Source organism: Streptomyces parvus (genome assembly GCF_014648875.1).
GTDB classification, from domain to species: Bacteria; Actinomycetota; Actinomycetes; order Streptomycetales; family Streptomycetaceae; genus Streptomyces; species Streptomyces parvus.
In genome coordinates this window covers 327,916-341,879 of the sequence record NZ_BMRY01000010.1, presented here as the reverse complement: position 1 = coordinate 341,879, position 13,964 = coordinate 327,916, and the positions used below count along the sequence as shown (strand labels likewise).

12 protein-coding genes are annotated in these 13,964 nt (G+C 70.9%); 10 read left to right on the top strand and 2 right to left on the bottom strand.

Annotated elements, in window-relative coordinates:
- Positions 1–3: 3 nt before the first annotated feature.
- From IE140_RS28365 to IE140_RS28320, 10 genes are all read left to right on the top strand, one after another.
- Entirely contained in the window at positions 4–717 is a 714-nt protein-coding gene (locus IE140_RS28365; RefSeq protein WP_150197969.1) for a phosphonatase-like hydrolase, read from the top strand.
- Complete coding sequence (locus IE140_RS28360; RefSeq protein WP_189460814.1) at positions 714–1,835, top strand: ABC transporter ATP-binding protein; 1,122 nt, start codon at positions 714–716, stop codon at positions 1,833–1,835. The genes IE140_RS28365 and IE140_RS28360 overlap by 4 nt, the downstream gene beginning before the upstream one ends.
- On the top strand, positions 1,832–2,728 hold the full coding sequence (locus tag IE140_RS28355; protein ID WP_189460812.1) for a 2-aminoethylphosphonate ABC transporter permease subunit: 897 nt from the start codon (positions 1,832–1,834) through the stop codon (positions 2,726–2,728). The genes IE140_RS28360 and IE140_RS28355 overlap by 4 nt, the downstream gene beginning before the upstream one ends.
- Complete coding sequence (locus IE140_RS28350; RefSeq protein ID WP_150198791.1) at positions 2,715–3,512, top strand: ABC transporter permease; 798 nt, start codon at positions 2,715–2,717, stop codon at positions 3,510–3,512. Before IE140_RS28355 ends, IE140_RS28350 begins: the two co-directional genes overlap by 14 nt.
- A 32-nt stretch (positions 3,513–3,544) precedes the next feature.
- The gene (locus tag IE140_RS28345) at positions 3,545–4,600 is read left to right on the top strand and encodes a 2-aminoethylphosphonate ABC transporter substrate-binding protein (protein ID WP_189460811.1); all 1,056 of its coding nucleotides are present in this window, start codon (positions 3,545–3,547) and stop codon (positions 4,598–4,600) included.
- Between the two features lie 134 nt (positions 4,601–4,734).
- Positions 4,735–6,270: an alkaline phosphatase family protein gene (locus tag IE140_RS28340; protein WP_150197538.1), complete on the top strand. Its 1,536-nt coding sequence runs from the start codon at positions 4,735–4,737 to the stop codon at positions 6,268–6,270.
- Between the two features lie 74 nt (positions 6,271–6,344).
- On the top strand, positions 6,345–7,169 hold the full coding sequence (locus tag IE140_RS28335; RefSeq protein WP_032764949.1) for an HAD-IIA family hydrolase: 825 nt from the start codon (positions 6,345–6,347) through the stop codon (positions 7,167–7,169).
- Positions 7,170–7,260: 91 nt separating this feature from the next.
- Positions 7,261–7,818: a hypothetical protein gene (locus tag IE140_RS28330; protein ID WP_150197539.1), complete on the top strand. Its 558-nt coding sequence runs from the start codon at positions 7,261–7,263 to the stop codon at positions 7,816–7,818.
- 1 nt (position 7,819) lies between these two features.
- Complete coding sequence (locus tag IE140_RS28325; RefSeq protein ID WP_150197540.1) at positions 7,820–8,545, top strand: class F sortase; 726 nt, start codon at positions 7,820–7,822, stop codon at positions 8,543–8,545.
- A gap of 344 nt (positions 8,546–8,889) precedes the next feature.
- Positions 8,890–9,936, top strand: a complete 1,047-nt coding sequence (locus tag IE140_RS28320) for a glycoside hydrolase family 6 protein (RefSeq protein ID WP_150197542.1) — start codon at positions 8,890–8,892, stop codon at positions 9,934–9,936.
- Between the two features lie 72 nt (positions 9,937–10,008).
- Here IE140_RS28320 and glxA read toward each other — a convergent pair whose 3' ends face one another.
- Positions 10,009–11,946, bottom strand: coding sequence for a radical copper oxidase GlxA (gene glxA / locus IE140_RS28315; RefSeq protein ID WP_109178661.1), 1,938 nt, complete (start codon positions 11,944–11,946; stop codon positions 10,009–10,011).
- Entirely contained in the window at positions 11,943–13,874 is a 1,932-nt protein-coding gene (locus tag IE140_RS28310; protein ID WP_006124805.1) for a glycosyltransferase family 2 protein, read from the bottom strand. Before IE140_RS28310 ends, glxA begins: the two co-directional genes overlap by 4 nt.
- Between the last annotated feature and the right edge of the window lie 90 nt (positions 13,875–13,964).

Genomic DNA, 13,964 nt, shown 5'->3' with positions numbered 1-13,964 from the left:
CACATGACTTCCCCGACCGACACCCCGCGTGCCCCCTACGACCTCGTCGTCCTCGACATGGCCGGCACCACCGTCGCCGACGGCGGCCTCGTCGAGCAGGCCTTCTCCACCGCCGCCCAACGCCTCGGCAGACGACCTGGATCCGACGAGCACGCCCGTCAACTCGCTTACGTACGCGACACCATGGGCGAGTCCAAGATCTCCGTCTTCCGGCACCTCTTCGGTGACGAGGAGCGGGCGCAGTACGCCAACACCGCCTTCGAGGAGGCGTACGGCGAACTCGTCGACGGCGGCCGCATCGCCCCGCTCCCCGGCGCCCGCGAGGCCGTGGAACGCCTCGCCGCCGAAGGCCGTACCGTCGTCCTGACCACCGGCTTCGCCCGCACCACTCAGGACGCCATCCTCGCCGCCCTCGGCTGGCAGGACCTCGTCCCGCTCACCCTCTGTCCCGCCGACGCGGGCGGCCGGGGCCGGCCCTTCCCGGACATGGTGCTGGCCGCCTTCCTGCGCACCGGGGCCGTGGCCGACGTCCGCCGGACCGTGGTGGCGGGCGACACCTCGTACGACATGCTCAGCGGCGTACGTTCCGGCGCCGGGATCGTCGCCGGGGTCCTCACCGGCGCCCACGACAAGGAGCAGCTGGCCCGGCACGGCGCGACCCACGTCCTCGGGTCCGTCGCCGAACTGCCCGACCTCATCGCACGGGCCGAGGCATGAGCGCACCCGCCCCTGGCGCAGCCGCCGCCCTCGCCGCCCCCAGCGGCATCCGTTTCGACGGCGTCACCGTCTCCTACGGCGGCACCGTCGTCCTCGACCGGCTCGACCTCACCGTCGAACCCGGCGAGGTCATGGCCCTCCTCGGGCCCTCCGGCTCCGGCAAGACCACCGCCCTGCGCGCCGTCGCCGGGTTCGTCCGGCCCGCCGCCGGGCGGGTGTTCCTCGGCGGCCGGGACGTCACGCAACTCCCGCCCCACCACAGGGGCATCGGCATGGTCGTCCAGCAATACGCCCTCTTCCCGCACCTCAAGGTCAAGGACAACGTGGCCTTCGGCCTCAAGGCCCACCGCACCCCGAAGGCCGAGATCCCCGGCCGGGTCACCGAGGTCCTCGAACTCGTCGGCATGGCCGCGTACGCCGACCGCCACCCCCGCGAACTCTCCGGCGGCCAGCAGCAGCGCGTCGCGATCGCCCGCGCGCTGGCCATCCGGCCCGGCGTACTGCTCCTGGACGAACCGCTCTCCGCCCTCGACGCCCGCCTCCGCTCCGGGATGCTCGCCGAACTGGCCCGACTGCACCGCGAGTTGCCCGACGTCTCCATCCTGTACGTCACCCACGACCAGGTCGAGGCGCTCACCCTCGCCGACCGGATCGCCGTCATGGACCGCTCCCGGCTCCAGGACTGCGGCACCCCCGAGGAGCTCTACCGCCGGCCCCGTACGGAGTTCACCGCCTCGTTCGTCGGCAACGCCAACCTCCTCCCGGTCACCGTGGCCGGGGCGGGGGCCGTCGAACTCGGGGACCGTCCCCTGGCCGTGCCCACGGACACCGCCGCACCCGGCGCCACCGCCACCCTCTGCGTCCGGCCGCACCTGGTCGGCCTCGGCGACGGGCCCAACGCGCTCACCGGCAGCGTCACCGAGGTCCAGTGGCGCGGCTCCACCCACCGCGTCCACGCCGACGTCGACGGCCACCACGTCATGGCCGACCTCCGCGAACTGCGCGAGCCCCCGGCCATCGGCGACCCCGTCACCCTGCACTTCGCCACCGAGGACGCGGTGCTGCTCCCGGCGGGGGCGGGGGCGGCGGCATCAGACCCGGCGGGGGGCAGCCCATGACCGCCACCGCCACCACCACTGCCACCACCACAGGCCCCACCGCCACCTTTCCCGCCCCCACGCGGTCCCGGTCCGTCCCCGCCTGGGTCTGGGCGCTGCCGCCCGTCGCCGTGCTCGCCCTCGCGTTCCTCTATCCGCTGGCCCTCGTCGTTCAGCAGTCCGTCACCCCGGACGACGGCGGCACTCTCTCCCTCGACCCGTACGCCGACGTCTTCGCCTCCGAGGTCTTCCGCGACGCGCTCACCACCACCGTGTGGCTCGCCGTCGGATCGACCGTGGGCTGTCTGGTCCTCGGGTTCGTCCTCGCGCTGGTCATCGCGTTCGTCCCGTTTCCCGGCGGGAAGGCGGTCGCCCGGTTCGTCGACGTCTTCCTCTCCTTCCCGTCCTTCCTCATCACGCTCGCCCTGCTCTTCATCTACGGCTCGGTCGGCATGGCCAACGGGCTCTGGACCGACGTCACCGGGGCGGCCGACGGGCCCTTCCACTTCCTGACCACCCCCTGGGGCGTCCTGCTCGCCGAGATCACCTACTTCACGCCGTTCGTGATGCGCCCGCTGCTCGCCGCGTTCTCCCAACTCGACACCGGGCAGCTGGAGGTGGCGTCCTCGCTCGGCGCGGGGCCGCTGCGCGTCATCCGGCAGGTCATCCTGCCCGAGGCGCTCCCCGCCCTCGCGGCGGGCGGCAGCCTCGTGCTGGTGATGTGCCTCAACGAGTTCGGGATCGTCCTGTTCACCGGGGCGAAGGATGTCACCACGCTGCCGATGCTCGTCTACAGCAAGGCGATCCTGGAGTCGGACTACCCGGCCGCCTGCGTCGTCGCCGTCGTCAACATCGCGATCTCCGTGGGCCTTTACAGCCTCTACCGGGTGGTGAGCCGTCGTGCTGGTGCATAGCAGGGCCGGGAAGTGGGCCACCTGGGCCGTCTTCCTGCTCCTCTTCGTCCCGCTGTTCGCGGTGCCGCTGCTCGTCATCCTCGCCGCGTCCCTCGCCACGAACTGGTCCGGGGCCTTCCCCTCCGGGCCCACCGTCGAGCGCTACGCCGCCGCGACGAGCGGCGACTCGCTCCGGGCGCTGACCACGAGCCTCGTCACCGCTCTCGCCGCGAGCGTGCTGGCCCTCACCCTCGGCGGCTGGGCCGCGCTCGCCGCCGCCTCTCTCCGCAACCGCGGAAAGCGCTTCGTGGACGCCCTGTTCATCCTGCCGGTCGCCGTGCCCTCGGTGGTCGTCGGACTCGCGGTGCTGGTGGCCTACAGCCAACCGCCCGTGCTGCTCAACGGGACACGGTGGATCGTGATCCTCGCCCACACCGTCCTCGTCACCGCCTTCGCCCACCAGTCGGTCGCCGCCGCCGTACGCCGTCTGGACCCGATGTACGAACAGGCCGCCGCCGGTCTCGGCGCGAGCCCCGCCCGCGTTCTGTGGCGGGTGAAGCTGCCGCTGCTGCTGCCCTCGCTCACCTCGGCCGTCGGGCTCTGCTTCGCCCTGTCCATGGGGGAGTTGAGCGCCACGATGATGCTCTACCCGCCGGACTGGACCCCGCTGCCGGTGCAGATCTTCGCCGCCACCGACCGGGGCTCCCTCTTCACCGGCGCCGCCCTCGCCGTGGTCCTGATGACGTCGACGCTCCTCGTCCTGGCCGCCGTCTCCCGCATCCGGACCCGCGCCTCCTACCGCTGATCCCCACCACCATGACCTCCCGGAGAATCCTCATGCGCAGCCCCGCCCGCACCCTCGCCCTCCCCCTGGCCGGCCTCACCGCCCTCACCCTCACCGCCTGCGGCGGCTCCTCCGCCGCGTCCGACGCCAAGTCCGTCACCGTCTACAGCGCCGACGGCCTGAAGGGCGAGAACGGCGACGGCTGGTACGACAAGGTCTTCAAGGACTTCGAGAAGCAGACCGGCATCACCGTGAAGTACGTCGAGGGCGGCTCCGGCGAGATGGTGCAGCGCGCCGCCCGCGAGAAGTCCAACACCCAGGCCGACGTCCTCGTCACCCTCCCGCCCTTCATCCAGCAGGCCGACAAGAAAGGCCTGTTGGCGGCGTACGAGCCCAAGGGCGCCGACCAGGTCGACGGCGCCGACCGGGCCGCCGACGGCAAGTGGACCTCCGTCGTGAACAACTACTTCGGCTTCATCCACAACAAGAAGGAGCTGAAGACCCCGCCCCGCACCTGGGAGGAGCTGCTCGACCCCGCCTACAAGGAGAAGGTCCAGTACTCCACACCCGGCGTCGCGGGCGACGGCACCGCCGTCCTCATCAAGGCCATGCACGACTTCGGCGGAAAGGAGCCCGCCATGGCCTACCTGAAGAAGCTCCAGACCAACAACGTCGGCCCGTCCGCCTCCACCGGCAAGCTCGCCCCCAAGGTCGACAAGGGTGAACTCCTCGTCGCCAACGGGGACGTCCAGATGAACTTCGCCCAGTCCAAGGACATGCCCAACCTCTCCATCTGGTTCCCCGCCAAGGGCGACGGAAAGCCCACCAGCTTCGCTCTCCCCTACGCGGCCGGACTCGTCGCGAAGGCCCCGCACAGCGAGAACGGCAAGAAGCTGCTCGACTTCATGCTCTCCGAGCAGGCCCAGCGCGACGTCAGCGCCGTCGGCGGGGGCTTCGCCGCCCGCAAGGACGTCAAGGCCACCGACGCCAACGCCGTCGAACTGGCCGGGCTGATGGAGGGCGTGGAGATCTTCGAGCCCGACTGGGCGGACATCGGCGCCAACCTGGACACGTACATCGACGCCTGGAAGTCGGCCACCGGAAGCTGACCGGCCACCTCTCGGCCACGGATCCCTGCGAACGTCTGGACCCGGCCCGGATATCTCGTAAGAGTAACGGGTCTGGTCCAGAAGGCAGTTCACGTCCCGTGCCCGCTCGGCCCGCCCTCTCCCTGGAGGATCACGTGTCCCTGTCCCGACGCTCCGTACTCGCCACCACCGCCGCCGCGGCCACGGCAGCCGCCGTCGCCCCGCTCGCCACCGCCACCACCGCCCATGCCGCGCCCACGCTCCCGAACGGCACCAGCAAGGACAAGGTGCTCGTCGTCGGCATGGACGGGCTGCGCCACGACGTCATCGCCGCCGCCGACGCCCCGCACCTCACGTCGATGATGGCGAACGGGACGTACGGCACCTCCCTGCTGTACGCCAACCCGATGGCCGCCACCTCGTCCGGCCCCGGCTGGTCGACGATCTCCACCGGCGTCTGGCCCGACAAGCACGGCGTCAAGGAGAACTCCTTCGCCGGGAAGAACTACGCCCGGTACCCCGGCTTCCTCGCCCGCCTCGCCCAGGTCCGCCCCCAGCTCTCCACCTACGCCGCCGTCGACTGGAAGCCCCTGGACGCCCAGGGCACCGTCACCCCGGGCGCCGACGCCAAGCTCGTCCTCGACGGCGACCGCGACGGCTACACCGGCCACGACGCCACCATCGCCGCCGAGACCGAGTCGATCCTCCGGAACCAGAACCCGGACGTGCTCTTCGTCTACTTCGGCCAGACCGACATCGCCGGCCACAACTCCGGGGCCGCCGGCGCCGCCTACCGTCAGGCCATCGCCGTCCAGGACGGCTTCCTCGGCCGCCTCCTCGCCGCGATCAGGGCCCGGCCCTCGTACGCCACCGAACGCTGGACGATCATCGTCACCACCGACCACGGCCACACCGACTCCGGCGGCCACGGCGGCAGCGCGATCGAGGAACGGCGCACCTTCGTCCTCGCCCAGGGGCCGGGCATCGCGGCCGGCGCCCGCCCCGCCGACACCCGGCTCGTGGACGTCGCCGCCACCGTCTTCAAGCAGCTCGGCATCGTCCCCGACCCGGCCTGGGGCCTGGACGGCAAGCCGATCCAGGAACGCTCCACCGACCCGTTCGAAGCCCTCCACCCCGCCCTGTCCGCCCGCGTCGACGAGACCGGCATCCCGGCGGGCGTCCTCGGCTGGACCCACACCGCGCCCAGCGGCTGGTCCGTCGTGAACTCCGCGATGGGCACCGGGGGCGTCACCGAGTGGCGCGGCTGGACCTTCGCCACCGACGAGTTCTGGAGCCGCAGCCAGCGCGACCAGTCCCGGGAGCTGAACGTCCGCTCGCGTGGGGTCTTCGCGGTGGCCGACTCCGACGAGTGGGACGACAAGGCGTCCTCCGGACCGTACGACTCCACGCTCGTCACCCCGGCGTACGCCGTCGCGGGCAAGTCCACCGTCACCCTCGGCCTCACCACCCTCTACCGCCAGGAGGGCAGCCAGAGCGCCCGCATCCTCGCCTCCTGGAACGGCGGAACACCCGTCGAGGTGAAGCGCTACACCGCCGACGTGATCTCGCAGCCCCAGAGCCTGACCCTGAACGTCCCGTCCGGGGCCGCCAACGTCAGCTTCCGGTTCCACTACACCGGCAGCAACAACTGGTACTGGGTGATCGACGGGGTCAAGGTCACCACCTCGTAATTATGCTGGGGGTGCCGGGACGGCGTGGTCCGGGCACCCCCAGCACGCAGTGCGTACGGCAGGAGTCCCGACACATGGCAGAGCGCAAGCCCATCACTTCCTGGCTCACCGACATGGACGGCGTCCTCATCCACGAGGGCACCCCCATCCCCGGCGCCGATGCCTTCATCAAGCGGCTGCGGGATTCCGGGCTGCCCTTCCTCGTCCTCACCAACAACTCCATCTACACCGCGCGCGACCTGCACGCCCGGCTGAAGCGCATGGGCCTGGACGTGCCCGTGGAGAACATCTGGACCTCCGCGCTCGCCACCGCCCAGTTCCTGGACGACCAGCGCCCCGGCGGCACGGCGTACGTCATCGGCGAGGCCGGCCTCACCACCGCCCTGCACGACATCGGGTACGTCCTCACCGACCACGACCCGGACTACGTGGTGCTCGGCGAGACCCGCACGTACAGCTTCGAGGCGCTCACCAAGGCGATCCGGCTGATCAACGCGGGCGCCCGCTTCATCTGCACCAACCCCGACGAGACCGGCCCGTCCGCCGAGGGACCGCTGCCCGCCACCGGCTCCGTCGCCGCCCTCATCACCAAGGCCACCGGCAAGGACCCGTACTTCGCGGGCAAGCCCAACCCCCTGATGATGCGGACCGGGCTGAACGCCATCGGCGCGCACTCCGAGACCAGCGCCATGATCGGCGACCGGATGGACACCGACGTCCTGGCGGGCCTCGAAGCGGGCATGCAGACCTTCCTGGTGCTCACCGGGCTCACCACCGTCGCCGACATCGACCGCTACCCGTTCGGCCCGTCCCACGTCGTGGAGTCCATCGCCGACCTGGTCAGCCTCGTCGAGCTGCCGGACCAGGCCGACCAGCCCACCGCGGGGGACCGCGACTGACCTGAGCGGAGCGCATCCGCAGTCGCCCGAATGGAGGACTGCGGATGCGGGCCGCCACCGCAGCCGTGAACCTTCCCGTAGGAGGTTCACGATGCGTTCCACACCCCTCACGTTCTGTGCCGCGGCGGCGGCCGCGCTCATAGCCGTGCCCGCCCCCGTCGCGCTGGCCGCCCCGGCCGGGGACGAAGACCGGCGCACCGGCACCGTCTCGGTCACCCCGTCCACGATCGCCCCCGGCGGGCAGGTGGAACTGTGGGTCGACGTCTGCGGCAAGGGCCGCCGCGCCAAGGGCAACTCCGACGCCTTCACCTCGGTCGCCCACTTCCGCCCGGCCGACGACAAAGGCCTCTTCGCGGAAGCCCGGATCCGGTCCGACGCCGAACCCCGCTCCTACGACGTCTGGGTGACGTGCGAGGACAGCGACGGCAAGGCCACCGGCACCCTCACCGTCATCCACCACAACCGGCCCTCGCCAGCCGCACCCGTCAAGGCGGGCGGCGGAGGCACCGCCACCCTCGCCGAACGGTCCGCCGAGGACCAGGGCCCCGGCACCCGGCACCCGGTGATCGGCCTGGTGCTCGCCGCCGTCGCGGCCGTCGCCGTCGCCCTGCGCAGCTCGCGCCGGCGTCGCGGCCCGGCCGGCAGCTGACATGGGAGCCCCGGACCGCCCGGCAGGCAACGGGCGACTGCTCACCGGAGTGACCTGGGCCGTGCTGCTGCTCGGCCTGTGGCTCTGGGGCAAGGAGGCCGGCGGCGGGCTCGGCGGCCTGTCGGGCCCCACCACCGGCGACGTGGCCGCGGTCGGCCGCCCCTTCGGGGCCTCGCTGCCCCCGGCCCACGACCCGCTAGACGGGGCCGCCCCCGAGCGCGTCGAGGTCCCCTCCGTCGGGATCGAGGCCCCCGTCGTCGCACGCGGCCTCGACGGTGACGGGGCCATCGACCCGCCCCCGTACGGGATGCCGAGGACCGCCGGCTGGTACGGCGACGGCACCCGGCCCGGGGCGAAGGGCGCGGCCCTGTTCGTCGGCCATGTCGACACCGACACCAAGCCCGCCGTCTTCTACGGGCTCAGCGCGGTGAAGCCGGGCGCCCGCATCGAGGTCACCCGGACCGACGGCAGCGTCGCCGAGTTCACCGTGGACGACGTCCAGCTCGTCACCCGGACACGCTTCGACGCGCAGAAGGCGTACGGGCCCCGCGAGGACGGCCGGGCCGAACTGCGGCTGATCACCTGCGGGGGGACGTACGACCACAAGACCCGCTCCTACACGGCGAACGTGGTCGTCTCCGCCTACCTCACCGGCGCGCGGGGCGTGCCGGACACGGCGGAGGACGGCGGGGAACGCGCCCGGGCGGTGGCCCACGGCCGCGGCTGACCGCCGCGACACGTTCACACCTTCAACCCCGGCCCGGCAGGCCGCCTCTCGCGGGGCGCGCCCGCCGGGCCGGTCCTCGACCGCGTGCGCCCGGCCGCGGGAGTCGCCCGGCGCGGTACGGGAGGTCGGTGCGGTGGGAAAGGCTCCGGTCCTCGCCACTGTAGGGGGACCGGCCGGGCGGATGACCGGCTTTCGAACAGGATGTCCGGAACCGGTGCCCGGGTACGCGCGTTGTACGGGGGGAAGCGTGGACGCCCGGCCGCTGTGCCAGGATGGAACGGACCGGCAGCACATCGGCGTAACCGATGACGAACAGTGCAGGCAGTGCACCCAAGGGGGAGTGGATGTACGGCAGTTACACCGGCCGGTCCCGGACGCGCAGGCGCGTGGCGGGCCTGCGGACGACCGGTGCGGCGGTGGCGCTCGGGGCGGCCCTGCTGCTGGCGGGCTGCTCCGGAGACGGGGACGGCGGCGACAAGAAGAGCGCCCCGACCGTCGAACAGCAGCCCAAGGACAAGGATCCGTACTGGGTCAACCCCGACGGCAACGCGGCCCGCCAGGTCGCCGCGTACACCGAGGACGGCGACGACGAGAAGGCGGCGCTGATCCGGAAGATCGCGCAGCAGCCGGTCGGCGAGTGGGTCACCCCGGACAACCCGGAGTCCCAGGTGCGGGGCATCACCGAGGCCGCCGCCGCTGCCGACCGGGACGCCCTGCTCGTCCTCTACAACATCCCGCACCGCGACTGCGGCCAGTTCTCCAAGGGCGGCGCCGCCGACGGCAACGCCTACCGCTCCTGGCTGGACGGTGTCGCCAAGGGCATCGGGGACCGCAGCGCCACCGTGATCCTGGAGCCGGACGCCCTGCTCCACCTCGTCGACGGCTGCACGCCCCAGGAGTTCCACGAGGAGCGCTACGACCTCCTCAAGGGCGCCATCCAGCGGCTGAAGCAGCAGCCCGCCACCAAGGTCTACCTGGACGCGGGCAACGCCGGCTGGCAGTCGCCCGACGCCCTGTTCCAGCCGCTCCAGCGGGCCGGGATCGCCGAGGCCGACGGCTTCTCGCTCAACGTCTCCAACTTCCAGACCACGGCCGTCTCCACGGAGTTCGGCAAGAAGCTGTCGGAGAAGATCGGCAACAAGCCCTTCGTCATCGACACCAGCCGCAACGGCAACGGCCCCTACACGGGCGGCGACCCCGCCGAGAGCTGGTGCAACCCCCCGGGCCGCGCCCTGGGCGAGGCCCCGACCACGCAGACCGGCGACCAGCTGGTCGACGCCTATCTGTGGATCAAGCGCCCCGGTGAGTCCGACGGCGACTGCAAGGGCGGCCCGAAGGCCGGCGACTGGTGGCCGGAGTACGCCCTGGGCCTGGCCGGCGCCACGAAGTAGCGGAGAGACGGCCGAAGGCCGCGCACCGGAGACCCGAACTCCGGTGCGCGGCCTTCGCCGTGCGCGTACGCCCTACTCGGGCACCTCCACCCACATGCCCTCGGACGGGGTGCCCTCGTCGTCGGTGACGAACAGCATGTACCAGCCGGCCGGTACCAGCGCCGGGTTGTCCGGCACGGTGACGGTGACCCCGTCCTCCGACTTCTCCATCTCCAGCGCGATCGTGCGCTGGTCGGTGTCGGTGACATGGGTGACCGCCGAGGGCCGCATCAGCTTCGCCGAGGTGATCTTCGAGGCGTGCTGGGTGGTGAACAGCCCCGTGGAGCCGCGCTCGATCTTCTTCGGCCCGGCCGTCAGCTCCGGCCGGGAGTCCCGGTAGAGGTAGGGCGGGGTGTAGATCTCGATGCGCTGCTCGAAGACGCCGGGCCGGGTGTTGGCCTTGTCGGAGAAGAGCGAGTCCGAACCGAAGATCATGACCCGGCCGTCCGGAAGCAGCACCGAACCCGAGTGGTAGTTCCGACCGACCGCCGGGTCCGCGACCCTCTTGTACGTGTCGGTCTTCGCGTCGTACAGGCGGGCCTGGAGCACGTCCGAGCCGCTGCGCCCCCGGTAGTCGTTGGAGCCGCCGGTGACCAGCAGCGAGTCGTCGGGCAGCAGGGAGGCGCTGGGGTAGCGGGTGCCCTCGGAGAGGGACGCGCCGTCGGTGAACTCCGGGTTCTTCTGCTGGAGGTCGACCAGCCGGGACTTCTCGCTGGACTTCTCCGACTCGCCGACGCCCCCGCCGCCGATCACCATGAACTTCTCGTCCTGGGCCGGGGGCAGCCGCACCGTGGCCGAGGTCTCCATCTGGTCCGGGTCGCTGAGCCCGGGGATCTTCTTGAACTTGTTCGTCGCGAGGTCCCAGACACCAGGGTCGCGGCCCACGTCCGCCGGACCGTATCCGGCGTTGGAGCCGGAGTAGAACAGCTTGCCGTCGTTCAGCAGGAAGACCGCCGGGTAGGTGGGGAAGCGCCGCTCGATGCCGGTGTACTCCCACTCCTTGGTCTTCGGGTCGTAGATCTCGTCCTTGCCGGGGACGATCTGCCCGATCTCGTCCAGACCCGACAGGGCGAGGACCTTGCCGTCCTCCAGCGTCGTCAGGGTCGGGTACCAGCGGGCCTCGTTCATCGGGTCGACGGGTATGTACTTCTCCGCGACCGGGTCGAACTCGAAGGCCTCCTTGATGCCCTGGAAGTCCTTCTTGTCCAGGGCCAGCTTCTGCGCGATGCCGTAGACGTTGCGGGTGTCCGAGCCGGAGAGGCCCGCCACCCGGTAGTTGTCCTCGGTCCCGGTCTCGTACTTCTTGCCGGTCTTCTGCGCCTCGACGTAGATCCGGCCGAGCCCGGGGTCGTTGCGCAGGAACGCGCCGGTCTCCTTGTCGAAGACCTTGGTGGCCTTCTCGACCAGGATCGGGTCCTTGGAGATGAACGTCTTGCCGTTCTTCTTCCCCGTGAACCGGGTGCCCGCGGGCAGGGTGATCGGCTTGTCCGGGTCCTCGTTGTGGACGATCATCAGGCCGCCGGCCTTGGTGACATCGCCCTGGAGCTTCTCGTACCGCTTGGTGCCGCCGGCTATGAGGAGCTTGCCGTCGGGCAGCTGCGTGTGCCCGGCGCAGAACATGTCCTTGGGGGTGGGGATGTCCTTGAAGACGTTCGTCTTCGGGTCCCACAGCACCGAGCGGAAGCTCTTCGCGTCGAAGTTCTTCTGGTTGTTGCCGGAGCCCGCGACGAGCAGCACCTTGCCGGTGTGCAGCAGCGCCGCGTGGATCGTGTTGATCCGGTGCTCGGAGGGGACGTCCAGGAAGTCCCAGTGGCCGTTGGCCGCCTTGTACTCCGGCTGGTTGATCTTGTACTCGTGGTAGCGCTCGGTGCTGAAGCGGTACAGCCACGGCCCGTTCGCCCCCGCGAGCGCGAGAACCACCGCCGTACTGATCGCCAGGCGGCGGGTACGGCGGCTCGGACGGTACTTCATTTCTTACGTCCCCCAAGGGCGATCTGAGCGATCTGCATGGTCTGGTCGTTGCCCGGCGCACCGGGCAGGGGCTGGGGCCTCGGCTCGGGGGCCGGCCCGCCGCTGCGGTGCGATCCTCCGCCCGACCGGCGTTTCTTCTTCTCGGCGCGGATCGTGTACCGCCAGCCGATGATCGGCGCGGCGGTGATCAGCAGCGCCAGCGTGGCCCAGGTGACCATCGCGGGGTGGCTGTGGCCGAGGAAGAACGAGGAGATCATCGAGGCGCCGAAGACGACGATGAAGAACAGGTGGATGCGGAAGGTGCCGAAGAGGGTGTCCGGGCTGGACGAGTCGCCCTTGGGGGTCACCACGAACGAGCTCTTGCGGCGCAGCACCGCGTCCATCAGGGAGCGGGCGTAGATCGGCGCGGAGAGCGCGGACATCACCATGCCGGCCAGACCGCCGGAGCCCTCGGGCTCGTGCGGCGAGACGTTGTGGCGGCGGTTCCAGATGTACAGGCCGATCTGGAGCGCGGAGGCGTTGCCGTACAGCATCATCCAGATCGTCGGGTCGATCTGGACACCCGAGGCGCCCATGCCGAGGAACAGCGCGCAACTGAGGGCGGCGAGGATCCAGTTCAGCGCCGACATCGGGTAGAAGATGATCATCATCGTGTAGTTGAAGAGCTTGCCGGGCGGCATGGTCCCGAAGCCCTTCCAGAACTGGCCGATGATCGTCTCGTACGTCCCCCGCGACCAGCGCAGCTGCTGGGTGAAGAAGTCCGTCCACGCGGTCGGGCCCTCGCCGACGGCCAGCACGTCCGGGGTGTAGACCGAGCGCCACTTCTTCCCCGTGGCGGGGTTGCGGTGGCGGTGGATCTCGAAGCCGGTGGCCATGTCCTCGGTGATCGAGTCGTACAGGCCGCCGATCTGCTTCAGCGCCGAGATGCGGACCGCGTTGCTGGTGCCGACGAACATGGGGGCGCCGTAGCGGTTGCCCGCGCGCTGGATGAGCGCGTGGAAGAGGAACTGCTGCGACTCGGCGGCCTTGGTGACGAAGGTGTCGTAGTTGCCGTAGACCTGCGGGCCGATGACGAAGCCGACGTCCGGGTCGCGGAAGTAGCCGAGCATCCGCTCCAGGTAGTTCGGCAGCGGGATGTGGTCGGTGTCCACCGAGGCGAAGAAGTCGTAGTCGCCGCCGTGCGCGTCCAGCCAGGCGTTGTAGTTGCCGTGCTTGGTCTTGGCGCGGTGCGGGCCCTTGGCCTGGTTCCAGTGGGCCACACCCTTGCGGGAGAAGTGGTGCACACCGAGCCGGGCGCAGACCTCCTTGACCGCAGGGTCGTCGCCCTCGTCCAGCAGCCAGACGTGCATCAGACCGCGGTGGCGGATCCTGACGGCCGCCTCCAGGGTCTTCGTCACCATCTCCAGCGGTTCCTTGCCGGGGACGAAGGAGGTGAGGAAGGCGACCTTGGTGCCGCTCTCCGGGACCACGGGGACCGGGTCGCGGGCGACGAGGGTGGCGTGCGCGTTGGAGAGGACGTTCATCGTGCGGAACAGCTCGATCAGACCGATCGAGACGAGCATGATCACGTCGAGAACGAGCAGCAGGTCGTTGTCGAGGTTCGGGTCGCGGTCGGTCCAGTGGCTCGGCTGCATCAGCCAGGCGAAGAGACCGAGCGAGACGAGGGGAGCCGCGCCGAGCAGGAGCGCCGCGCGCACGCGGTGCGGCTCCTGCGATATGAGCGAGCGGTACTGGACCTTGTACGGCTTGCCCGCGGGGGGCTGCGTCAGCGGTCCGGCGAGCCGGCTGTAGTGCTCGTAGTCGTAGCGGGGCAGCTCCTTCTTGGCACGCCGCCGTGCCGCGCCGGCCCGCAGCTGTGCCGGTATCCGGAGCTGCGTCGTCCGGGAAGCGTCGTTCTCCTGCCGGTCGCCTGGCGGCGTCGACGTCATGGGTACATCCCCCCGCACGCATGCTGGTGCGTGACTGTTCGGTCTCTCTCGTCGTGCGCGGTGGGTCCCCGTTCTTCACCGGGCACGCAC

Coding starts and splice junctions, on each gene's coding strand:
- glxA (WP_109178661.1), bottom strand. CDS start 11,946: ATGAAGTACCGTCCGAGCCGCCGTACCCGCCGCCTGGCGATCAGTACG.
- IE140_RS28335 (WP_032764949.1), top strand. CDS start 6,345: ATGGCAGAGCGCAAGCCCATCACTTCCTGGCTCACCGACATGGACGGC.
- IE140_RS28320 (WP_150197542.1), top strand. CDS start 8,890: ATGTACGGCAGTTACACCGGCCGGTCCCGGACGCGCAGGCGCGTGGCG.
- IE140_RS28360 (WP_189460814.1), top strand. CDS start 714: ATGAGCGCACCCGCCCCTGGCGCAGCCGCCGCCCTCGCCGCCCCCAGC.
- IE140_RS28330 (WP_150197539.1), top strand. CDS start 7,261: ATGCGTTCCACACCCCTCACGTTCTGTGCCGCGGCGGCGGCCGCGCTC.
- IE140_RS28345 (WP_189460811.1), top strand. CDS start 3,545: ATGCGCAGCCCCGCCCGCACCCTCGCCCTCCCCCTGGCCGGCCTCACC.
- IE140_RS28355 (WP_189460812.1), top strand. CDS start 1,832: ATGACCGCCACCGCCACCACCACTGCCACCACCACAGGCCCCACCGCC.
- IE140_RS28365 (WP_150197969.1), top strand. CDS start 4: ATGACTTCCCCGACCGACACCCCGCGTGCCCCCTACGACCTCGTCGTC.
- IE140_RS28310 (WP_006124805.1), bottom strand. CDS start 13,874: ATGACGTCGACGCCGCCAGGCGACCGGCAGGAGAACGACGCTTCCCGG.
- IE140_RS28325 (WP_150197540.1), top strand. CDS start 7,820: ATGGGAGCCCCGGACCGCCCGGCAGGCAACGGGCGACTGCTCACCGGA.